The following is a 22,133-nucleotide window of genomic DNA, read 5'->3' on the forward strand; positions in this document are numbered from 1 at the left end:
AGGCTCGCTCCCACATTAGACCGCATACCAAATGGAAGAATGCGATCACTGCGGGAGCGAGCCTGCTCGCGAAGGGGCCAGCCCATTCAGTCCATCAACATCAGGCTCAATACACCCAAACCTCAACCCGCCGATTCTTGATCCTGCCTTCATCCGCACTGTTCGCCGCCACCGGCATCAACGCGCCAAACCCGCGCACTTCGCGCATCACCACGCCGTTCTTCACCAATTCACGGCGCACCGCCATCGCCCGCAGCTTCGACAGCAGGTCGGCGCGGGCCGGATCGTCTTTCTCGTCGCCAAACCCCACCAGCGTCACCGCGCGCTCGGTCTTGGCGTGACGCTTTATATAGTCGAGTACCCGCGCCAGATCCTGCCGTGCCTTGTTGTCGAGACTGGCGCTGCCTTCTTCGAAGCGGAAGTTCACTGTCAGACGCTGGGCATGGCGGCTGAGGGATTGATAACCCTCGGGCATCAGCGCATTCGGTGTCACGGTCATCGCGTGCACGGTCTGGCTGATGAAGCCGTTGGCCGCGACAATCTTCTGGCCCTGTGGGCTTTGCGCAAACGCCACCAGTGCCGATGCCCACGGATTCTGGCTATTGGGCGGCAGATAAAAGAACAGGCGTCGCGACAGCGGATAGTCCTCAGTGGCAATCAGACTGTTGAGCGGCAACATCGATTGCGATGCGCCGTCGGCAATCGCCACGGCTTTGGCCTGGCGCACATATGGCAGACCGATGAAACCGATACCCTGCGGATCACTGCTCACCGCGTCGGACAATTGCTCGCTGGATTCGAAGCGTTTCGCACTGGAACTCAGACTTTTCCCACGCCGACCCAGCACCAGTTCCTTGAACGTGTCGTAAGTGCCGGACTGATCATCCCGCGCATATAAATGAATCGCGCCGCCGCGACCGCCGAGGTCTTCCCAGGTTTTCACCTCACCGCTGAAGACCCGCGCCAGTTGCTCGGTGTCCAGTTGCTGCAGTGGGTTGTCGGGGTGAAGGATGATTGCCAGGCCGTCGATGGCAATCACCTGCTCGGCGGCGGCGCTTTTCAAGTCGCCGAGCGCTTGCAGGCTGAGCAGTTCGTTGTCCTTGATCGGTCGGGAGGAGGCGGCGAGGTCGGCACTGGCGCTTTTCAGCGCGGTGAACCCGGTGCTGGAACCGTGGGCGGCGACTTCAATCACCACCCGTTTGCCTTGGGCAGTCTGGCCGACGATGTGTTGTTCGTTGGCGGTGTCGGGATTTTCGCGGTGGACTTTGAGCAGGCCTTGCTCTCGCAGGAAACCTTCGACCAACGCCGGGCCCAGATCGGCGCCAATGGTGTTGGAACCCTGAATGCGCAATGCCGGGCCGTTTTCAGGGATGGGCAGGGTGGCGGCACTGACCGTCAGCCATGCACTCGACAGAAAAGCGAACAGAACACGCAGGATCATGCCGGCACCGAATCAGGCCAAGGGGATTGCCGGGGAGATTAAGTCAGGCGCATGACCAAAACATGACAGTGATCCAATGTAGGAGTGAGCCTGCTCGCGATGGCGGAGTATCAGCCAATAAACACATCGACTGATCCACCGTCATCGCGAGCAGGCTCACTCCTACAAGGTTCTCTTAAAGCTTGAGATCAGGCCAGCTCAAGCCAGATCGGCGCATGATCCGACGGCTTTTCCATCCCGCGCAGTTCATAGTCCACGCCCGCATCCTTGACCCGCGGCAGCAAGCCGTGGGAGGCGAGGATCACGTCGATCCGCAGCCCGCGCTTCGGTTCGTCTTCAAAACCACGGCTGCGATAGTCGAACCAGCTGAACATGTCGGTCACGTCCGGGTTCAAGTGGCGATAGCTGTCGGTCAGGCCCCAGTTTTTCAGGCGGGCCATCCACTCGCGCTCTTCCGGCAGGAAGCTGCATTTGCCGGTTTTCAACCAGCGCTTCATGTTGTCCGGGCCGATGCCGATGTCGCAGTCTTCCGGGGAAATGTTCACATCGCCCATCACCACCAGCGGCTGCTCGTTGTGGAACTGGCTTTCCAGCAGGGTTTGCAGGTCGCTGTAGAAGCGTTGCTTGGCCGGGAATTTGGTCGGGTGGTCGCGGCTTTCGCCCTGCGGGAAGTAGCCGTTCATGATGGTCACCGGCACGCCATTGGCGTCGGCGAAAGTGCCCCAGATAAAGCGACGCTGCGCGTCTTCTTCATCGCTGGCGAAACCTTTGTGGATCGCAATCGGTTCTTTGCGCGAAAGCAGGGCGACGCCGTAATGGCCTTTCTGACCGTGGAAATAAACGTGGTAGCCCAGCGCACGCACTTCTTCCAGCGGGAACTGGTCGTCGTGGACCTTGGTTTCCTGCAGGCCGATCACGTCCGGCTGATGCTTTTCGATCAGCGCTGCCAGCTGATGCGGACGGGCGCGCAGTCCGTTGATGTTGAAGGAAACAATCTTCATGGTCGGCAGTCCTGGCAAAAGGGCGATGCTAGCTGACATGTGGGATGGGGGCCAGTGTGGGGTGGGAGAAATCATTTTCATCTGTGGGATGTGGGTTGCCCGAGCTGACGCCATCGCGAGCAGGCTCGCTCCTACAATTGGAATGCGTACCCCCTGTAGGAGTGAGCCTGCTCGCGATGGCGGCCGCCCAGTCGATGAAGATCCCGAGTTGGTCTATACCTGTGGGGAACTGCGCCACCCGCAAAAGGTTCGTACCATCAAGAGCGCAGTCATTTGAGCCGCGCCCCGGGGGAGAATCACCGTTATGCCTGAAACCCAGACCGCCATCGCCGACATCCACATGCTCGACCGCGGTTACTCGCGCGAAGCCCGATCGCTGCTGTATCAGGCCTATCGCCACGAGCCGACCTTCGGTTACCTGTTCGAGGCCGAGCGGCCGGGTTACGAGCAGCGCGTGCGGGCCACGGTGCGGGAACTGGTCAAACAGCACTTTCTGCAGGATCAGCCGGCCATCGGCCTGTTGGTCAACGACCGGCTGATCGGCATCGCCCTGATCGCGCCGCCGCAGCGTCGCCTGGGCATCACCGAAAGTTGGGCATGGCGCCTGCGCATGGTGCTCAGCACCGGATTCCGCTGCACCCGGCGCTATCTGGAATATCACGATGCGGTGGCCGCCTGCGTGCCCCGCGACTCGGTGCACATGCTGCCGCTGCTGGGGATTCATCCGCAGTTTCAGGGCAAACACTTCGGCGAGCAGTTGCTGACGGCGGTGCACAACTGGTGCGCGGTGGACGAAACCTCGCAAGGCGTGGTGCTCGACACCGGCAACCCGCGTTACCTGGAATTCTATAAACGCCAGGGCTACGAAGAGATCGGCGAAGTGGCCGTCGGCCCGGTGCGCGAGCACGTGTTTTTCCACGCCAATCCGCAGGTGTTACAAACTGCAACGGCTTAGCCATAGAACTTTTCAGGAAATTTCCTGTTCTATCACGCTCCCAAGCCCGTGATAGCATCCGCGCCTATGAAGTTTCCAGGAAGATTTACCAGTGGCGTGCTCATGCTGTTAACCAGCTGCGCGGCGCTGGCGCAAAGTGAATTGGACGTGCGGATCAAACCGTCCAACGACGAACTCAAGGCCAATATAGAAGGCTATATCGGCAGCCTCGGCGATCGTGATGAAGAAGCCTTGCTGCGCTTCAGTCGCGGGGCCGAGGAGCAGGCGCGCAAAGCTGCGCAGGCCTTGGGTTATTACCAGCCGCAGATCGAAAGTGATGTGAAGGGCGGCGACAAGCCGCGCCTGGTGCTGAACATCGATCCCGGCGAGCCGATTCGTCTGCGCAATGTGACCATCCGCGTCGATGGCCCTGCTGCCTCCCTCAAATCCTTTCGTGTGCCGAGCAGTGACACGCTCAAGTCCGGCGCGGTGCTCAACCATGGGCGTTATGAAGACGCCAAACGCCTGATCCAGAACCAGGCCTCGCGCTTCGGTTTTTTCAGTGGCCATTTCACCAGTCAGAAACTCCTGGTCGACCCGCGTGCCGGGGTGGCCGACGTTGAATTGATCTACGAAAGCGGCCCGCGTTATGCGCTGGGCAGAGTCAGTTTCGAGGGTGATACGCCGTTCGACGAAGACCTGCTGCAACGCATGGTGCCGTTCAAGGCTGGCGATCCGTATGACTCCGAGCTGATCGCCGAACTCAACCGCGACCTGCAATCGAGTGGCTATTTCGAAGGCGTGCGCGTCGATGCGGCGCCGACGGCGGCGAAAAACGATGTGATCCCGGTCGACGTCAAACTCGACACCCGCAAACCACGCACCATGGGCCTGGGCCTCGGTTATTCGACCGACGTCGGCCCACGGATCAAGGCCAACTGGACGCGCCACTGGGTCAACCCGCAGGGCGACAGTTACGGCTGGGAAGCCGAGTTGTCGGCGCCACGGCAGAACGTCGGGTTGTTCTATGACATCCCGCTCGACCCACCGCTGACCGACAAACTGCGTTGGGCCGGTGGTTATCAATTTGAAAACATCGACGGCTCGGACACCCTGAGCAAGCTGCTGACCTTCGGCCCGGAATGGCACAGCAAGTTGCCCAGCGGCTGGCAGCGAGTGATCTCGCTGAAATGGCAGCGTGAAGAATATGAACTTGGCGACGACTCCGGCCTGAGTACCTTGTTGATGCCCGGCATCAGTTACTCGTACCTGAAAAGCGACAACCGCATCGACCCGCACAACGGCTATCGCCTGACCTTCGAAAGCAAAGTGGCGAAAGAAGGCCTTGGCTCGGACAACAACCTTTTATATGGCACGGCGCTCATCAAGGGCCTGACCACGGTGTTCGACAACCACCGCTTCCTCGGTCGGGTGCAGGTCGGCGGCAGCGCCACCAACGGTTACAACTCGGTACCGCCGTCGCTGCGTTTCTTCGCCGGCGGCGATCAAAGCGTGCGCGGTTACGACTACCAGAGCCTGTCCCCGGAAAACTCCAAGGGCGACCGCATCGGCGGCCGCTACATGGTGGCCGGCAGCGTCGAGTATCAGTACTCGATTGCCGAGAAATGGCGGGTCGCGACCTTCGTCGACCAGGGCAACTCCTTCAACAAACTCGAACTGCCGAACCTCAAGACCGGGGTCGGTATCGGTGTGCGCTGGGTCTCGCCGGTGGGGCCGATTCGCCTCGACCTGGCCCACGCGCTGGACGACGACGGCGGCATCCGGCTGCACTTTTCCATGGGGCCTGAGCTGTGAAGCGTGGTTTGAAAATAGCGGCACTGACACTGCTGGCGTTGCTGTTGTTAATTGTATTGAGCATCAGCGCGGTACTCGGGACGCAGGCCGGCAGCCGTTGGGCGCTGAGCCTGGTGCCGGGTTTGAGCGTGGAGAATTTCCAGGGCCGTCTCGGTGGCCAATGGAGCGCCGATCATCTGCTGTGGCAGCAGGACAGCAGTCGCGTCGAGCTGAACAAGGCAATCTTCGCCTGGTCACCGCTGTGCCTGACCCGCATGACTTTGTGCATCGAACAGCTCAAGGCCGATCAGGTCATTCTGCAATTCCCGCCGAGTGAAGAAACCACTGAAAGCGGCCCGATCAAACTGCCGGATCTGCAACTGCCGGTGGCCATCGAACTCGGTGACGTACAAGTCGGCAGCCTGTTGTTCAACGGCAGCGAGCAGCTCAAGGGCCTGCAACTGGCGGCGCACTGGACGGCCCAGGGCCTGCAGATCGACAGCGTGAAACTGCAGCGCGACGACCTCAGCCTGAATCTCTCCGGCCTGCTGCAACCGACCGGCAATTGGCCGCTGAACATCGCCGGTGACCTGAGCCTGCCGTCCCCAGGCACAGGCCCCTGGACGCTGGCGTTGAAAGTCGACGGCGATCTGCTGAAAACCCTCAACCTGCATGCAGACAGCCGTGGCTACCTCGACGGCCAGTTGAGCGGCGAACTGCAACCGCTGGCGGAAAATCTGCCGGCCAAGGTGCGCATCACCTCCGAGGCGTTCAAACCCAGCGCCGATTTGCCGGACACCCTGCAACTCAATCAATTGGTACTGACCGGCGACGGTGACCTGAAAAACGGTTATCAGCTCAACGGCAACGCCACGCTGCCCGCCGATAAAGGCCCGGTGGCGCTGCTGCTCAAAGGCAAGGTCGATGCCAGCGGTGCGCAGATCGCCGGCCTCGACCTGACGGCTAACGACAAACAAAGCCTCAAGCTCACCGGCAGCGTTGACTGGAGCAAGGGCCTCACGGCTCAGGCCAACATCAACTGGCAGGATTTCCCGTGGCATCGGCTGTATAACGAAATCGACGAGCCGCAAGTTGCCTTGCGTACCTTCACCGGCGAAGTCTCCTACACCGACGGTCAGTACCTCGGTAACTTCGCCGCCGACCTCGATGGCCCGGCGGGGGCGTTCAGCCTGAGCAGTCCGTTCAGCGGCAGCCTGAAACAGATCGCCTTGCCGCAATTGAAAATGGAAGCCGGGCAGGGCAAGGCCGAAGGTCATGTCAATGTGCAGTTCGCCGACGGCATCGCCTGGGACACGGCGCTGGATCTCTCTGCGCTGAACCCGGCGTACTGGGTTGCGGAGTTGCCGGGCACCCTGGCCGGGCCGCTGCGCAGCAAAGGCGAAATGAAGAACGATCGCCTGAGCCTCAGCGCCGACCTCGACCTCAAAGGCAAATTGCGCGGGCAACCGGCAATCCTCCAGGCCAAGGCCGACGGTGCCGGTGAGCAATGGAACCTCAACGCCCTGCAAATCCGCCTCGGCGATAACAGCATCAGCGGCAAGGGCAGCCTGCAACAGAAACTCACCGGCCAGATCGACATCAAACTGACGCGTCTGGCCCAGCTCTGGCCGCAGCTGCGGGGGCAGGTCACGGGTCAGGTCAACGTTGCCGGTACGCTGAAAGCTCCGCAAGGCAAACTTGATCTGCAAGGTTCGCAACTGGCGTTCCAGGACAATCGCCTGCAAAGCCTCAACCTCGACGCCACGCTCGACAGCGCGCAACGGGCGAAGATCGACCTCAAGGGCAGCGGCATTCAGGCCGGCGACACCAACCTCGGCGTGTTGACCGCCAGCGCGCAGGGCGACATCAAGAGCCAGAAACTCAACCTCGACCTGCTCGGGCCGAAGCTGAAACTGGCCCTTGGCCTGGACGGCAATCTGGACAAGGGCAACTGGCGCGGTCGTTTGGCCAGCGGCGATATTCAGGCCGGCGGCCAGGACTGGAAACTGCAGAGCCCGGCCAAACTCGAACGTCTGGCCGACGGCAAGATCAACTTCGGCGCGCATTGCTGGATGTCCGGCAATGCCAGTCTGTGCGGTGAAGACCAGCGCCTGCTGCCCGAGCCGAAACTGCGTTACCACCTCAAGCAGTTCCCGATCGAAAGTCTGGCGCAATGGTTGCCGAAAGACTTCGCCTGGCAGGGCAAGCTCAACGCCGATCTGCAACTGGACCTGCCAGCCAGCGGCCCGAACGGCGTGGTCAGCGTCGACGCCAGCGGCGGCACCTTGCGCATGAAGGAAAAGGATCAGTGGCTGGACTTCCCGTACCAGACCCTGAAGCTCACCAGCAAACTCACGCCGAAGCGCGTCGATACCGAACTCAACTTCGTCGGCGGCAAACTCGGCGAGTTGATGGTGCAGGCGCAGCTCAATCCGTTGCCGAAAAACAAACCGCTGAGTGGTTCTTTCCGTCTCAGCGGGCTGGACCTGTCGGTGGCGCGGCCGTTTGTGCCGATGGTCGAGAAACTGACCGGGCGCCTGAATGGCAGCGGCACGATTTCCGGCGGGCTGCTGGCGCCGCTGGTCAACGGCACCGTGCAACTCAGCGACGGCGAAGTGTCTGGCGCCGAGTTGCCGATGGAGTTGCAGAATCTGCGACTCACCGCGGTGATTGCCGGCGAATCGGTGCGCCTCGACGGTGGCTGGAACAGCGGCAAGAGTGGGCAGGGCAGCCTGAACGGTAACGTCGCCTGGGGCCAGGCGCTGGTGGTCGATCTGGCGCTCAAGGGCACGCAATTGCCGGTCACCGTCGAGCCGTACGCCAAGCTGGAAGTGGCGCCGGACCTGAAGATTTCCATGGCCGGCGATGAGCTGAAAATCGCCGGCAAGGTACAGGTGCCGCGAGGCGAAATCACCGTGCGTGAACTGCCGCCATCGACGGTGAAAGTGTCCGACGACACGATCATCGTTGGCGCGCAGACCGAAGAGGGCAAACCACCGCTGGCGATGAAAATGGACATCGACGTGGTGGTCGGCGAAGACAAACTGAGCTTCGCCGGGTTCGGCCTGACCGCCAACCTGCAAGGTCACGTGCACATCGGCGACAACATGGACACCCGTGGCGAGCTGTGGCTCAACGACGGCCGTTACCGCGCCTATGGCCAGCGCCTGAACGTGCGTCGTGCGCGGCTGCTGTTTGCCGGCCCGATCGATCAGCCGTATCTGGACATCGAAGCGATCCGCCAGACCGACGACGTGATCGCCGGTATCCGCCTGAGCGGCAGCGCCGAGCAACCGACCACGCAAATCTTCTCCGAACCGGCCATGAGTCAGGAGCAGGCGTTGTCCTACCTGGTACTGGGGCGTCCGCTGAGCACCAACGGCGAAGACAACAACATGCTCGCGCAAGCGGCGTTGGGCCTGGGTTTGATGGGCAGTTCCGGGGTCACCAGCGGCCTGGCCAAAGACCTTGGGATTCAGGACTTCCAGCTCGATACCCAGGGCAGCGGCAACACCACCAGCGTGGTTGCCAGCGGTAACATTTCCGAAAAGCTCAGCCTGCGTTATGGCGTCGGCGTGTTCGAGCCGGCCAACACCATCGCGCTGCGTTACAAGCTGAGCAAGAAGGTTTATGTCGAAGCCGCCAGCGGTGTCGCCAGTTCGCTGGATATCTTCTACAAGCGCGATTTCTGAGAACGTGGCCAATAGCCGGGTCGTGACGCTGCGATCCGGTTTTTCCAGGATGTATTAGACTCACCGAACCCTCAAAACCTTGCCGGTTGCGCCTATGGTCCGCTTGAGTATGGTCTTGCTCGGTAACGACTTTGTCCGCAAACGCTGGTCGGCACTGGCGCTGACCGGCATTGTCTGGGGCGCGGCCGGGGTGGCGATCTTCATCGATGCGCTGGACGGTGTGCTGTATTTTCCGCTGCATCTCTTCGGCTATCTGTTGTTGCTCGAAGCGCTGATCCTGCTGCTGGTGCCGGCCCCGCAAACCGGGACCGCTGCGGCCCTGCGTAAAGCGCGAGGTCTGGCGTTTCTCTTGCTGGGGCTGCTGATCGTTGACCGGCAACATGCTGCCGGGCTGATTCTGGCGGTGCTGTTTGGCGGGGCTTTCATCGTTGACGGGGTCTTCAGGCTGGCGGCTGCGGTGGTGGTGCGCTTTGTCGGTTGGCAATTGTCGTTGCTGACCGGATTGTTCGAAATCGGCTATGGCCTGTTTATCCTTGAACCGTATCCGACGTTGTACAAGGGCACGGTGCCGTTCTGCATCGGCATGAGCCTGTTTCTCTCGGGCTGTGCGTTGTTGCGCCAAGCCGTGCGCTTCAGGCACCTGCCGCCGCTGACAAACGCTGTTGCGCTCAGTGCGCCGGCCAGCAGCGACGCATTGGTCATTCATGTCTGGACCCCCAGCGGCACCGTCGATGACACCCTGGTGCGCAACCGCTTGCTCAATCGTTATATCGCCGCAGTCGACATCAACGGCGTGATCTCCGCCGGCCACGCGGCGCTGGAATGTGGCCCGGAGATTTACATCAGCCATTACCCGCTGGACGACATCGATCGTTCGGCGGGGGATTTCGTGCGCTTGCTGCGGGCGACGCCGAACAACGATGTCGCCGGGCGGTTTCTGCCAGACTATGCGGGGGAGGTGGCCGACTGGTGCCCGTCTTCGGTTCAGGTCAGTTTTGCTCACTACGACGCCCGGCGGTTGCAGGCGTTCTGGAGCGAATATCGGCAGAACAGCACGTACAATCTCACCAGCCGCAACTGCTCGAGTGCCGTCGCCCATAGCCTCGAAGCAGCCCTTGAAGGAGCGATGAATCGCGGGCATTCGAGCATGCTCGATTTCGCCAGAGTGATACTCAGCCCCGAGTTCTGGGTGGCGGCGCAGGTGCGTAAACGCGCCGAAGTGATGGCCTGGACGCCCGGTCTGGTGCTTGATTACGCACGGGCGCTGCATGCCGCCATCGAGCCGGCACCGCCGGGCTGGCACAGCATGTATGCGGTGATCAAACGCGCCTGCGGTTATGCAGTGACTGCTTTGCGCGGGCGCGAAGTGCATCCCCTCCAGCCGCCGGCTGTGCATCCTTCCGACAAATCCTGACCGACGTTACACCGAGTCGCTGCCTTCGCGAGCAGGCTCGCTCCCACATTGATCCATGTATGCATGAGATCCCTGTGGGAGCGAGCCTGCTCGCGAAAGCGTCAGTGCGGCCAACACAAAAACCCAGTCCACTGGTCAACTAATTACAAAGCAACCTAACTATTACGTTGACATTCGCTGCCTAGGCAGTAACATCTCGACATACATTCACTGCCTAGGCAGTTATTAGGTGAGCACATGAAGCATTTCACCCCGGACGAATTCAAACATTGCCATCTCGGCCTGTTGCTCGGCCGTGCCGCGCTGCTCAAAGACCGGATCATCGATACCCACATGGAACCCCACGGCATCACCGCCGCGCAGTTCAAGGTGTTGATCATCATGGCCCAGTACGGCGTCGACACCCCGGCCGAGCTGTGTCGGCATTTGTCGCTGGACAGCGGTTCGATGACACGCATGCTCGATCGTCTGGAGCAGAAAGGTTTCCTGGCTCGCCAACGCAGCGAAGGCGATCGCCGTCAGGTGCAGCTCAAGCTCACCGAGCAGGGCCAGCAACTGGCCGATCGCCTGCCCTTCATCGGCGCCGATGCGATGAATGAACTGGCCGGCGCCATCTCTCGTGAAGAGCTGAAAACCCTGGAATACATCCTCAAGAAAATCCTGCTGGCAGCCGGTGATCCGATCACTATCCAGCGGTTAGGTGAACACAATGAGCGGTAAAACCTTGCGCACCAGCCTGACCCTGGTGCTGTCGGCGATGATCCTCGCCGGCTGCGCCAATTACAGCGGCCTCGACACACAGGGCAAAAACCTCGACGCGAAAAGCCTGAAAGTCGGCCAGTCGCTCAACGGCGTGACTCTGTCGCCGGCGGCATGGCCGAAGAGCGACTGGTGGACCAGCCTTGGCGATCCGCAACTCGACGGGCTGATCCGCGAAGCGCTGCACGACAGCCCGGACATGCAGATCGCCGAAGCCCGCGCGCATCAGGCCAGCGCCGCCGCGTATGCCGCCGATGCCGAACGCTATCCGACCCTCGACGCCAGCGCCGGCATCAGCCGTTCGCGCCTGGCCAAGGATCAGGACCCGCGCGGGCAGGGCGATGCCTACGCCACCGTGCGTAATGTCAGCGCAGGCTTCAATTACAACTTCGATTTGTGGGGCGGTCAGCGCGATGCGTGGGAAGCTGCACTCGGTCAGGCTCGCGCTGCCGAAGTCGACCGTCAGGCCGCGCAATTGACCCTCGCCGCCGACGTGGCCCGCGCCTACAGCGATCTGGGTCAGGCGCATATCGTTTACGACCTGGCCAACGACGATCTGAAACGCACCAAACAGATGCTCGATCTGAGCCAGCGCCGCTTGAGTGCCGGGATCGACAGCCAGTACCAGTTCCAGCAAACCCAAAGCCTTGAGGCCAGTTCCGAAGCCAGCCTGATCGACGCTGAAAAACGTCTGAACAGCGCGAAAATCGCCCTGGCCGTGCTGCTCGGCAAAGGCCCGGATCGCGGCAACGAAATCGCCCGGCCGAAAGTCCTGCAAGCCAGCGCCGTGGCGGTGCCGTCGGTGCTGCCGGCGGAGCTGCTCGGTCGGCGTCCGGATCTGGTCGCTGCGCGCTGGCGCGTAGAAGCGGCGAGCAAAGACATCGACTCGGCGAAAACCCGCTTCTATCCCAACTTGAACCTCACGGCCTCGGCCGGTGCCGAATCCTTGTTGGGTGACGCGATGTTCGGGTCGGCCAGTCGTTTCTTCAGCATCGCCCCGACCATTTCGGTGCCGATCTTCGACGGTGGACGCCTGCGCGCCAACCTCGATGCGCGCGACGCCGATTACGATCTGGCGGTGGCGCAGTACAACAAAAGTCTGGTGAAAGCCCTCGGTGATGTCAGCGACACGATCAACCAGTTGCGTGACATCGGCCGGCAGATCGGCGCGCAGCAGCACGCCACCGAGATTGCTCAGGATTCTTACAACACCGTCGTCCAGCGTTATGGTTCCGGCATCGGCAACTACCTGGACGTGCTCAGCATCGAGCAGCAATTGCTGCAGGCCCAGCGTCAGCTGGCCAACCTCAATGCCGAGCAGATCGACCTGTCGATTCAACTGATGCAAGCGCTGGGCGGCGGCTTTCAGGGTGAAACCCTGACCGCAGCCAACGCCACCCCAGCCACGTCGCACAACTAATTCAGGTATTTGTCATGGCCACTGCCGAAAACACCCAAACTCAAACCAACACCCCCGACACCGGCAATCCGCGCAAGCGCAAATTCATGCTGCTGGTGCTGGCCGTCGTGGTCCTGCTCGCCGGGGCCGGCGTCTGGGCGTATCACGAATTCATCGGGCGCTTCAACGAAAGCACCGACGACGCCTACGTCAACGGCAACGTCGTGGAGATCACCCCGTTGGTCACCGGCACCGTGGTCAGCATCGGCGCCGACGACGGCGATCTGGTTCACGAAGGGCAGGTGCTGATCAACTTCGACCCGAACGACGCCGAAGTCGGCCTGCAAAGTGCTCAGGCAAAACTGGCGCGTACCGTGCGTCAGGTGCGCGGCCTGTACAGCAACGTCGATGGCATGAAAGCCCAGGTCAACGCGCAACAGGCAGAAGTACAGAAAGCACAGGACAACTACAACCGCCGGAAAAACCTCGCTGCTGGCGGGGCGATTTCCCAGGAAGAACTGTCCCACGCCCGCGACGACCTGACCTCGGCGCAAAACGCCCTGGCCAACGCCAAGCAGCAACTGAAAACCACCAGCGCGCTGGTCGATGACACCGTGGTTTCGTCGCACCCGGACGTGATGTCGGCCGCTGCCGATCTGCGTCAGGCGTACCTGACCAATGCCCGCAGCACCCTGATCGCGCCGGTCACCGGTTACGTCGCCAAACGCACCGTGCAACTCGGTCAGCGTGTGCAGCCGGGCACCGCGCTGATGGCGGTGATTCCGCTGGATCAACTGTGGATCGATGCCAACTTCAAGGAAACCCAATTGCGTGACATGCGCATCGGCCAACCGGTGGACATCGAGTCCGACATCTACGGCAGCAGCGTGAAGTACAGCGGCACCGTCGACAGCCTCGGCGCCGGTACCGGCAGCGCGTTCGCCCTGTTGCCGGCGCAGAACGCCACCGGTAACTGGATCAAAATCGTGCAGCGTGTGCCGGTGCGGATTCACATCAACGCCGAAGAACTGGCCAAGCACCCGCTACGGGTCGGCCTGTCAACCAACGTAGAAGTGAACCTGCACGACCAGAGCGGCCCGGTGCTGGCTCAGCAACCGCCGCAAAAGGCCTCGTTCAGCACCAACGTCTACGACCGCCAACTGGCCGAAGCCGACGCGATGATTGCGCAACTGATCCACGACAACAGCGCTGCGGTGAGCAAGACCGCGCAACGCTGACCTGCACTGACCTTGTAGGAGTGAGCCTGCTCGCGATAGCGGTGTATCAGTCGAGAAAATTGGGTCTGACACACCGCTATCGCGAGCAGGCTCACTCCTACAGGGCTGCGGCGACCATCAGGTTTCATAGGATTCACAATGAGCAATAACGCCTCTTTCACGCCGCCCAGCCTGTTGCTCAGCACCATCGGCCTGTCGCTGGCGACGTTCATGCAAGTGCTCGACACCACCATCGCCAACGTGGCGCTGCCGACCATTTCCGGCAACCTCGGGGTGAGTTCGGAGCAGGGCACCTGGGTGATCACCTCGTTCGCCGTGAGCAACGCCATCGCGCTGCCGCTGACCGGTTGGCTCAGTCGGCGTTTCGGCGAGGTGAAGCTGTTTCTCTGGGCCACGATTCTGTTCGTGCTGGCCTCGTTTCTCTGCGGCATCTCCACCTCGATGCCGGAACTGATCGGTTTCCGCGTGCTGCAGGGCCTGGTCGCCGGGCCGCTGTATCCGATGACGCAAACCCTGTTGATCGCGGTCTATCCCCCCGCGAGGCGCGGCATGGCCCTGGCGTTGCTGGCGATGGTCACGGTGGTCGCGCCAATTGCAGGTCCCATTCTTGGTGGCTGGATTACTGACAGCTACAGCTGGCCGTGGATCTTCTTCATCAACGTACCGATCGGCATCTTTGCGGTGATGGTGGTGCGCTCGCAACTGGCCAAGCGCCCGGTGGAGACCAGTCGCCAGCCGATGGACTACGTCGGTCTGATCACGCTGATCATCGGCGTCGGCGCGCTGCAGGTGATCCTCGACAAGGGCAATGACCTGGACTGGTTCGAGTCGAACTTCATCATCATCGGCGCGGCGATTTCGGTGATCGCGCTGGCGGTGTTTGTGATCTGGGAAATGACCGACCAGCACCCGGTGGTGAATCTGCGCCTGTTCGCGCACCGCAACTTTCGCATCGGCACGCTGGTGCTGGTGTTGGGTTACGCCGGGTTCTTCGGCATCAACCTGATCCTGCCGCAGTGGCTGCAAACCCAGATGGGTTACACCGCGACCTGGGCCGGTCTGGCGGTGGCGCCGATCGGGATTCTGCCGGTGCTGTTGTCGCCATTTGTCGGCAAGTACGCGAACAAGTTCGACCTGCGCCTGCTGGCCGGTCTGGCGTTCCTCGCGATTGGCCTGAGCTGCTTCATGCGCGCCGAGTTCACCAACGAGGTGGACTTCCAGCACATCGCTCTGGTGCAGCTGTTCATGGGTATTGGCGTGGCGCTGTTCTTCATGCCGACCCTGAGCATCCTGATGTCCGACCTGCCGCCAAGCCAGATCGCCGACGGCGCAGGCCTGGCGACCTTCCTGCGCACCTTGGGCGGCAGCTTTGCGGCATCGTTGACCACGTGGATCTGGATCCGCCGCGCCGATCAGCATCATGCGTACATGAGCGAAAGTATCAGTACCTTCGAACCGGCGACTCGCGAGACCTTGAACCATTTAGGCGGCGCGAGCCAATCGGCTTATGCGCAGATGGATCAGATCCTCACCAGCCAGGCGTACATGCTCTCCACCGTGGATTACTTCACGTTGTTGGGCTGGGGCTTTATGGGGCTGATTCTGATTGTGTGGCTGGCGAAGCCGCCGTTTGCTGCGAAGGCCGGGCCGGCCGCTAGCGGTCACTAAGCAAAACGCGGTCAAAATGTAGGAGTGAGCCTGCTCGCGATATCGGTATCACATTCAACATCTTCGTTGACTGGTACACCGCTATCGCGAGCAGGCTCACTCCTACAGTGGTTTGTGTTTGACTTTTAGATTGCGTGAGCGGGCAGGGCCGGCGGCGGAGCAAAGTCGAACGGTGCCAGGGCATACCCGTTCTCATCCACCTGTAACGCCCAACCCTGACGATCCCAGTCCCCCAGCACAATCCGCTTCGCCGCTTGCTCGCCGAGTTGCAGCTTGTGGATCGCCGGACGATGGGTGTGGCCGTGAATCAGGGTTTTCACCGCGTATTGCTGCATGATCCGCGGAATTTCCTCAGGCGTGACATCAACAATGTCATTGGCCTTCATCCGCGTCTGCGCGCGGCTTTCGCTGCGCAGCTTGCGCGCCAGTTTGTGGCGGGTGCTCAGCGGCAGGTGGCGCAGGATGAACAAGGTGATCGGGTTGCGCAGGTAGCGCCGCAACTTCATGTAGCCGACATCGCGGGTGCACAGGCTGTCGCCGTGCATCAGCAGCACCGGCTCGCCATAGAACTGCACGACACTCGGGTCCTTCAACAGCGTGCAGCCGGCTGCTTTGCAGAAGGCCTTGCCGAGCAGGAAGTCGCGATTGCCGTGCATCAGAAAGATCGCCGTGCCGCTGTCGCTCAACTGGCGCAGGGCTTGGCAGATGGAACGCTGGAAGGGCGTCATGGCATCGTCGCCAATCCACGCCTCGAAAAAGTCGCCCAAGATGTACAACGCACTCGCCGAGCGGGCGCGTCCGGCGAGCAAATCCAGAAACGCCCGGGTAATGTCCGGGCGCTCCTCTTCCAGATGCAAGTCTGAAATCAGCAATATCACGCTTCGATGATCTCGGCTTTCTCGATGATCACGTCGTCTTTCGGCACGTCCTGGTGACCGGCCTTGGAAGTGGTGGCAACGCCTTCGATCTTGTCGACCACGTCGGTACCGGCAACGACTTTACCGAACACGGCATAACCCCAGCCCTGAGCGGTCTTGGCGGTGTGGTTGAGGAAGCTGTTGTTGGTGGCGTTGATGAAGAACTGCGCCGAGGCCGAATGCGGGTCCATGGTGCGGGCCATGGCAACGGTGTACTTCTCGTTCTTCAGACCGTTGTCAGCTTCGTTCTGAATGCTTGGGCTCTTGTCTTTCTTTTCCTGCATGCCAGGCTCGAAACCGCCGCCCTGGATCATGAAGCCCTTGATCACGCGGTGGAACACTACGTTCTCGTAGTGACCTTTCTTGACGTATTCGATGAAGTTGGCAGCGGTGATTGGCGCTTTTTCCGCGTCCAGTTCGATGACGATGTCGCCGTAGTTGGTGGTCAGTTTGACTTGAGTCATGATCGCTACTCTTTATAAGGAATTCGTGGTTCTGGGACATTCAGCCCCACAACCGGTTCAGCCTGCTTCGGCCAAGGAGCGCAGTTTAGCGTGACAGGCGCGAATTTCGAGGCTGTTTTTCCAAAACCCTTCGATTAAATGCGCTCCTTTATAGGCCGCGCTCTGTCAGGCCCTTGACAGCATCGGCTATGATAGCGGCTTTGTTTTGTCTGGCCCCCTTTGCGGCCGCGCACATGTAAGTCAAGGATCCTATGAGCAAGCCCACTGTCGACCCTACCTCGAATGCCAAGTCCGGCCCTGCCGTGCCGGTCAATTTCCTGCGGCCGATCATCCAGGCAGACCTGGACTCGGGCAAGCACACCCAGATCGTCACCCGTTTTCCGCCTGAGCCCAACGGCTACCTGCACATCGGCCACGCCAAGTCGATCTGCGTGAACTTCGGCCTGGCCCAGGAGTTCGGCGGCGTCACGCACCTGCGTTTCGACGACACTAACCCGGCCAAGGAAGACCAGGAATACATCGACGCGATCGAATCCGACGTCAAATGGCTGGGCTTCGAGTGGTCCGGCGAAGTGCGCTACGCCTCGCAGTATTTCGACCAGTTGCACGATTGGGCCATCGAGCTGATCAAGGCCGGCAAGGCCTACGTCGACGACCTGACCCCGGAGCAGGCCAAGGAATACCGTGGCAGCCTGACTGAGCCAGGCAAGAACAGCCCGTTCCGCGACCGTTCGGTGGAAGAGAACCTCGACTGGTTTGCGCGCATGCGCGCCGGTGAGTTCCCGGACGGTGCCCGCGTGCTGCGCGCGAAGATCGACATGGCCTCGCCGAACATGAACCTGCGCGACCCGATCATGTACCGCATCCGCCACGCCCATCACCACCAGACCGGTGACAAGTGGTGCATCTACCCGAACTATGACTTCACCCACGGTCAGTCGGACGCCATCGAAGGCATCACCCACTCGATCTGCACCCTGGAATTCGAAAGCCATCGTCCGCTGTACGAGTGGTTCCTGGAAAACCTGCCGGTGCCGGCCAACCCGCGTCAGTACGAGTTCAGCCGCCTGAACCTGAACTACACCATCACCAGCAAGCGCAAGCTCAAGCAACTGGTCGATGAAAAGCACGTCAATGGCTGGGACGACCCGCGCATGTCGACGCTGTCGGGCTTCCGTCGCCGTGGCTACACGCCGGCGTCGATCCGTAACTTCTGCGACATGATCGGCACCAACCGTTCCGATGGCGTGGTCGATTTCGGCATGCTCGAGTTCAGCATCCGTCAGGATCTGGACGCAAACGCGCCGCGCGCCATGTGCGTGCTGCGCCCGTTGAAAGTCGTGATCACCAACTACCCGGAAGGTCAGGTCGAGAACCTCGAACTGCCGCGTCATCCGCAGAAAGAAGAACTCGGCGTGCGCCAGCTGCCGTTCGCCCGTGAGATCTACATCGACCGCGATGACTTCATGGAAGAACCGCCAAAGGGCTACAAGCGCCTGGAGCCGAACGGCGAAGTGCGTCTGCGTGGCAGCTACGTGATCCGTGCCGACGAAGCGATCAAGGACGCCGACGGCAACATCGTCGAGCTGCGTTGCTCGTACGACCCGGACACCCTCGGCAAGAACCCTGAAGGCCGCAAGGTCAAAGGCGTGATCCACTGGGTGCCGGCCGCTGCCAGCATCGAGTGCGAAGTGCGTCTGTACGATCGCCTGTTCCGTTCTCCGAACCCGGAGAAGGCCGAAGACAGCGCGAGTTTCCTCGACAACATCAACCCTGACTCACTGCAAGTGCTGACCGGTTGTCGTGCTGAGCCATCGCTTGGCAATGCACAGCCGGAAGACCGTTTCCAGTTCGAGCGCGAAGGCTACTTCGTCGCCGACATCAAGGACTCGAAACCAGGTCAGCCGGTATTCAACCGTACCGTGACCCTGCGTGATTCGTGGGGCCAGTGATTTAGCGTCAAGGAAATATAAAGTGCTGACGATCTACAACACGCTCACCAAGAGCAAAGAAGTCTTCAAGCCGCTGGATGGCAACAAGGTGCGCATGTACGTGTGCGGCATGACCGTGTACGACTACTGCCACCTCGGCCACGGCCGCAGCATGGTCGCGTTCGACCTGGTGACCCGCTGGTTGCGGTTCAGCGGTTACGACCTGACCTACGTGCGCAACATCACCGACATCGACGACAAGATCATCAATCGTGCCCGCGAGAACGGTGAGTCGTTCGACGCGCTGACCGAGCGCATGATCGCCGCGATGCACGAAGACGAAGCGCGCCTGAACATCAAGAAGCCGGACATGGAGCCGCGCGCCACGGATCACATTCCGGGCATGCACGCGATGATCCAGACCCTGATCGACAAGGGCTTCGCCTACGCCCCGGGCAATGGCGACGTGTACTACCGCGTCGCCAAGTTCATGGGCTACGGCAAGCTGTCGCGCAAGAAGATCGAAGACCTGCGCATCGGTGCACGCATCGAAGTCGACGAGTCGAAAGAAGATCCGCTGGACTTCGTCCTGTGGAAAGCCGCCAAACCGGGCGAGCCGAGCTGGGAATCGCCGTGGGGCGCCGGGCGCCCGGGCTGGCACATCGAGTGCTCGGTGATGTCCACCTGCTGCCTCGGTGAAACCTTCGACATTCATGGCGGCGGCAGCGACCTCGAGTTCCCGCACCACGAAAACGAAATCGCCCAAAGCGAAGCGGCCACCGGCAAGACCTACGCCAACGCGTGGATGCATTGCGGCATGATCCGTATCAATGGCGAGAAGATGTCCAAGTCCTTGAACAACTTCTTCACCATTCGTGACGTGCTCGACAAGTACCACCCGGAAGTCGTGCGTTACCTGCTGGTGTCGAGCCACTACCGCAGCGCGATCAACTACTCGGAAGACAACCTCAAGGACGCCAAGGGCGCACTCGAGCGTTTCTACCACGCGTTGAAAGGCCTGCCGAGCGTTGCTCCGGCCGGCGGCGAAGCCTTCGTCGAGCGTTTCACCACGGTGATGAACGACGACTTCGGCACGCCGGAAGCCTGCGCGGTGCTGTTCGAGATGGTGCGTGAGATCAACCGTCTGCGCGAGAGCGATCTCAATGCGGCGGCCGGTCTGGCGGCACGTCTGAAAGAACTGGCGAGCGTGCTGGGCGTGTTGCAGCTGGAAGCCGATGACTTCCTGCAAGCGGGCGCCGAAGGGCGTGTCGATGCGGCTGAAGTCGACGCGCTGATTGCTGCACGTCTGGCGGCACGCGCCGGCAAAGACTGGGCCGAATCCGACCGCATCCGCGACCAGCTCACCGCCATGGGCGTGGTGCTGGAAGACGGCAAGGGTGGTACGACCTGGCGTCTGGCTGACTGATTGCCTGATCCGCTTTAAAACAAAACCCGCCTTGTGCGGGTTTTTGTTTATGCGCATGGCTTAATTACTGCAGTGCCAGGGCTGATGCCTTCGCGAGCAGGCTCGCTCCCACAGTGGATCTTTGCGCGACACACATCCCCTGTGGGAGCGAGCCTGCTCGCGATTGACTGCGTAGCAGTCAGCTCTCCGCCTGCCGCAAGCGCTTGTAGAGCGTATTGCGGCTGACCCCAAGCCTGCGTGCCAGATGCGAAATATTCCCCCCGGCTGCTTTCAACTCCCGGTTCAACGCTTCCACATCATTCAGATCCAGCCCCAGCGGCTGCACGCTCTCCACCGGCTCCATCTCCAGATCGACAAAAAAGTCATCCGGCAAATGCTCCGGCCGCACTGGCTGCTCCTCGGCCATTGCCAGTGCCACCTGCATCACGCTGCTGACCTGACGTAAATTGCCCGGCCACGGGTGCCGCTCGAACAGCTCCAGCACTTCGCGGCTGAGTCCGGCCCATTGCGTCGGTTCGCGATGCTGCTCCCACAGGCGTTTGAACAGCGCCTCTTTATCACTGCGCTCTCTGAGCGGCGGCAGTTCCAGTGTCAAACCGCCAATTCGGTAGTACAAGTCCTCACGAAATCGGCCCAATTGCACTTGCTCGCGTAAAGAGCGGTTGGTCGCCGAGATGATCCGCAGATCCACCGCGAACAATTCGCTGCTGCCTACCGGTTGCACGCAACGCTCCTGCAATACCCGCAACAACCGCGCCTGAGTGGGCAGCGGCATGTCGCCGATTTCGTCGAGGAAGAGGGTGCCTTTGTCGGCTTTGCGGATCAGGCCGATGCTGCCTTTCTGGTTGGCGCCGGTGAACGCGCCTTTTTCATAGCCGAACAGTTCTGATTCCACCAGTTCGGCGGGGATCGCCGCGCAGTTGACGGCGATAAATGCCTGTTTGCTTCTCGAACTGGCCTGGTGCAGGGCTTTGACGAAGACTTCCTTGCCGACTCCGGTTTCGCCGTGGATCAGCAGCGGAATGTCTTTCTCCAGCAGGCGTTCGGCCTGACGCACGGCTTTTTCCACCCGGCTGTCACCGAAGTGCAGGGTGCTGAGGCTGATGGCGCCCGCGGGTTTGAGCGACTTTTCGGCGCTCTTCGGTTCAGCAAATACCCGAGGCTGAACCGCTGCCTGTTGCGGGCGCTTCAGCAAACACTGAAAACGGTTGCGCCCGGAGGTCTGCAGGGCGAACGGCAATCCATCCGGCTGATTGATCAACTCCAGCAGCGACACGTTGAACAGGCTCTCGACACTGACCCGCGACAGGCGCACGCCGAGCAGATTGTCCGCCCGGCGATTAGCCGACAGCACCTGCCCGCTCTCATCGAAAATCAACAAACCAGCCCACTGACTGTCGAGGTTGTTCAACCCGGTGTTGAACGTCAGTTGAAAGTGCTGGCCGTGGAACAGGTTGAGGATCAGCCGGTTCTCCACGGTCTGGCTCATCATCTTGACCATGCCCAGCGTGTGCGAGGGCGGCAGGTAACTGTCGCTGGACACGTCGAGCACGGCGATAACCTTGCGCTCGGCATCGAAAATCGGCGCGGCGGAACCGGTCATGAAACGGTTGGCTTTCAGAAAGTGTTCATCGTGCTCGATGTGCACCGCCTGTTCGCAGGCCAGCGCGGTGCCGATCGCATTGGTGCCACTGCAGCGTTCCATCCAGCTCGCCCCGGCGCTAAACCCTCGGGCCAGGTTCGGCTCGATAAAGCGCTGAGTGCCCCACGAGGTCAGCACCTGACCCTGATGGTCGGCGAGCATGATCAGGCAATTGGAGTTGCTGAGGATGTTCTCGTAGTACGGCAGCACTTCCTGATGGGTGGTCTGCACCAGCGCGTGGTGACGGTCGAGCAGCTGCGCGATGCCGGCGGCGGGCAATTGATCGAAGGCCGGGGCGCTCTGGTGGTCAAGGCCGAAGGCGCGGCAACGTTGCCAGGAGGTCTGGACAATAGCGTCGTGGGACAGCGGCGGGGCAGGTGCGGCCATGGTGGTGGGCCTCTGAAGGGCATTTT

15 protein-coding genes are annotated in these 22,133 nt (G+C 61.2%); 10 read left to right on the forward strand and 5 right to left on the reverse strand.

The features are described from left to right. Nucleotides 1-106: 106 nt before the first annotated feature. Together CRO59_RS13475 and xthA are read right to left on the reverse strand one after the other, a co-directional pair. The gene (locus tag CRO59_RS13475; RefSeq protein ID WP_097088158.1) at nucleotides 107-1,441 is read right to left on the reverse strand and encodes a substrate-binding domain-containing protein; all 1,335 of its coding nucleotides are present in this window, start codon (nucleotides 1,439-1,441) and stop codon (nucleotides 107-109) included. A gap of 188 nt (nucleotides 1,442-1,629) precedes the next feature. Beyond that, complete coding sequence (gene xthA, locus CRO59_RS13480; RefSeq protein ID WP_095138861.1) at nucleotides 1,630-2,442, reverse strand: exodeoxyribonuclease III; 813 nt, start codon at nucleotides 2,440-2,442, stop codon at nucleotides 1,630-1,632. 304 nt (nucleotides 2,443-2,746) lie between these two features. On the opposite strand from xthA, the gene CRO59_RS13490 reads away from it, so the two are divergent. The 8 genes from CRO59_RS13490 to CRO59_RS13525 all read left to right on the forward strand — a co-directional run bounded on the left by CRO59_RS13490 (nucleotide 2,747) and on the right by CRO59_RS13525 (nucleotide 15,340). After that, a complete protein-coding gene (locus CRO59_RS13490; protein WP_097088156.1) occupies nucleotides 2,747-3,397 on the forward strand; it encodes an N-acetyltransferase in 651 nt (216 codons plus the stop codon). Between the two features lie 66 nt (nucleotides 3,398-3,463). Next, nucleotides 3,464-5,191 (forward strand): autotransporter assembly complex family protein, encoded by a 1,728-nt coding sequence (locus CRO59_RS13495; RefSeq protein ID WP_097088154.1) that lies wholly within the window; start codon nucleotides 3,464-3,466, stop codon nucleotides 5,189-5,191. After that, the gene (locus CRO59_RS13500) at nucleotides 5,188-8,862 is read left to right on the forward strand and encodes a translocation/assembly module TamB domain-containing protein (protein ID WP_097088153.1); all 3,675 of its coding nucleotides are present in this window, start codon (nucleotides 5,188-5,190) and stop codon (nucleotides 8,860-8,862) included. Before CRO59_RS13495 ends, CRO59_RS13500 begins: the two co-directional genes overlap by 4 nt. Before the next feature lie 94 nt (nucleotides 8,863-8,956). After that, a complete protein-coding gene (locus tag CRO59_RS13505) occupies nucleotides 8,957-10,276 on the forward strand; it encodes a hypothetical protein (RefSeq protein ID WP_097088151.1) in 1,320 nt (439 codons plus the stop codon). 237 nt (nucleotides 10,277-10,513) lie between these two features. Next, entirely contained in the window at nucleotides 10,514-10,996 is a 483-nt protein-coding gene (locus CRO59_RS13510; protein ID WP_097088150.1) for a MarR family winged helix-turn-helix transcriptional regulator, read from the forward strand. Next, entirely contained in the window at nucleotides 10,986-12,455 is a 1,470-nt protein-coding gene (locus CRO59_RS13515) for an efflux transporter outer membrane subunit (protein WP_097088148.1), read from the forward strand. The genes CRO59_RS13510 and CRO59_RS13515 overlap by 11 nt, the downstream gene beginning before the upstream one ends. Before the next feature lie 14 nt (nucleotides 12,456-12,469). Then, nucleotides 12,470-13,672, forward strand: coding sequence for an efflux RND transporter periplasmic adaptor subunit (locus CRO59_RS13520; protein WP_096795658.1), 1,203 nt, complete (start codon nucleotides 12,470-12,472; stop codon nucleotides 13,670-13,672). Nucleotides 13,673-13,810: 138 nt separating this feature from the next. Next, a complete protein-coding gene (locus tag CRO59_RS13525; RefSeq protein ID WP_027614637.1) occupies nucleotides 13,811-15,340 on the forward strand; it encodes a DHA2 family efflux MFS transporter permease subunit in 1,530 nt (509 codons plus the stop codon). Between the two features lie 125 nt (nucleotides 15,341-15,465). Here the strand turns inward: CRO59_RS13525 and lpxH are convergent, their stop codons facing one another. Both lpxH and CRO59_RS13535 read right to left on the reverse strand, forming a co-directional pair. Continuing rightward, nucleotides 15,466-16,218 carry a UDP-2,3-diacylglucosamine diphosphatase gene (gene lpxH / locus CRO59_RS13530; RefSeq protein ID WP_097088147.1) on the reverse strand — a complete coding sequence of 251 codons (753 nt, stop codon included), beginning with the start codon at nucleotides 16,216-16,218 and terminating at the stop codon, nucleotides 15,466-15,468. After that, nucleotides 16,215-16,721, reverse strand: coding sequence for a peptidylprolyl isomerase (locus CRO59_RS13535; protein ID WP_027614639.1), 507 nt, complete (start codon nucleotides 16,719-16,721; stop codon nucleotides 16,215-16,217). The genes lpxH and CRO59_RS13535 overlap by 4 nt, the downstream gene beginning before the upstream one ends. 251 nt (nucleotides 16,722-16,972) lie before the next feature. Between CRO59_RS13535 and CRO59_RS13540 the strand changes: the two genes are divergently transcribed. Then, complete coding sequence (locus CRO59_RS13540) at nucleotides 16,973-18,673, forward strand: glutamine--tRNA ligase/YqeY domain fusion protein (RefSeq protein ID WP_027614640.1); 1,701 nt, start codon at nucleotides 16,973-16,975, stop codon at nucleotides 18,671-18,673. Nucleotides 18,674-18,695: 22 nt separating this feature from the next. Beyond that, complete coding sequence (gene cysS / locus CRO59_RS13545; RefSeq protein ID WP_097088145.1) at nucleotides 18,696-20,078, forward strand: cysteine--tRNA ligase; 1,383 nt, start codon at nucleotides 18,696-18,698, stop codon at nucleotides 20,076-20,078. Between the two features lie 178 nt (nucleotides 20,079-20,256). Here cysS and CRO59_RS13550 read toward each other — a convergent pair whose 3' ends face one another. Continuing rightward, nucleotides 20,257-22,107, reverse strand: coding sequence for a sigma-54-dependent Fis family transcriptional regulator (locus tag CRO59_RS13550; RefSeq protein WP_097088143.1), 1,851 nt, complete (start codon nucleotides 22,105-22,107; stop codon nucleotides 20,257-20,259). Nucleotides 22,108-22,133: the final 26 nt, after the last annotated feature.

The organism is Pseudomonas sp. LAMO17WK12:I5, from assembly GCF_900215165.1.
In the GTDB taxonomy this organism is placed as follows: Bacteria; Pseudomonadota; Gammaproteobacteria; order Pseudomonadales; family Pseudomonadaceae; genus Aquipseudomonas; species Aquipseudomonas putida_A.

What these genes read in the sequence shown, in the direction of transcription:
- CRO59_RS13525 (WP_027614637.1), top strand. Translation starts at nt 13,811, where the DNA reads ATGAGCAATAACGCCTCTTTCACGCCGCCCAGCCTGTTGCTCAGCACC.
- CRO59_RS13535 (WP_027614639.1), bottom strand. Translation starts at nt 16,721, where the DNA reads ATGACTCAAGTCAAACTGACCACCAACTACGGCGACATCGTCATCGAA.
- CRO59_RS13510 (WP_097088150.1), top strand. Translation starts at nt 10,514, where the DNA reads ATGAAGCATTTCACCCCGGACGAATTCAAACATTGCCATCTCGGCCTG.
- CRO59_RS13520 (WP_096795658.1), top strand. Translation starts at nt 12,470, where the DNA reads ATGGCCACTGCCGAAAACACCCAAACTCAAACCAACACCCCCGACACC.
- CRO59_RS13550 (WP_097088143.1), bottom strand. Translation starts at nt 22,107, where the DNA reads ATGGCCGCACCTGCCCCGCCGCTGTCCCACGACGCTATTGTCCAGACC.
- CRO59_RS13515 (WP_097088148.1), top strand. Translation starts at nt 10,986, where the DNA reads ATGAGCGGTAAAACCTTGCGCACCAGCCTGACCCTGGTGCTGTCGGCG.
- CRO59_RS13490 (WP_097088156.1), top strand. Translation starts at nt 2,747, where the DNA reads ATGCCTGAAACCCAGACCGCCATCGCCGACATCCACATGCTCGACCGC.
- CRO59_RS13475 (WP_097088158.1), bottom strand. Translation starts at nt 1,441, where the DNA reads ATGATCCTGCGTGTTCTGTTCGCTTTTCTGTCGAGTGCATGGCTGACG.
- CRO59_RS13540 (WP_027614640.1), top strand. Translation starts at nt 16,973, where the DNA reads ATGAGCAAGCCCACTGTCGACCCTACCTCGAATGCCAAGTCCGGCCCT.
- CRO59_RS13495 (WP_097088154.1), top strand. Translation starts at nt 3,464, where the DNA reads ATGAAGTTTCCAGGAAGATTTACCAGTGGCGTGCTCATGCTGTTAACC.
- xthA (WP_095138861.1), bottom strand. Translation starts at nt 2,442, where the DNA reads ATGAAGATTGTTTCCTTCAACATCAACGGACTGCGCGCCCGTCCGCAT.
- CRO59_RS13505 (WP_097088151.1), top strand. Translation starts at nt 8,957, where the DNA reads ATGGTCCGCTTGAGTATGGTCTTGCTCGGTAACGACTTTGTCCGCAAA.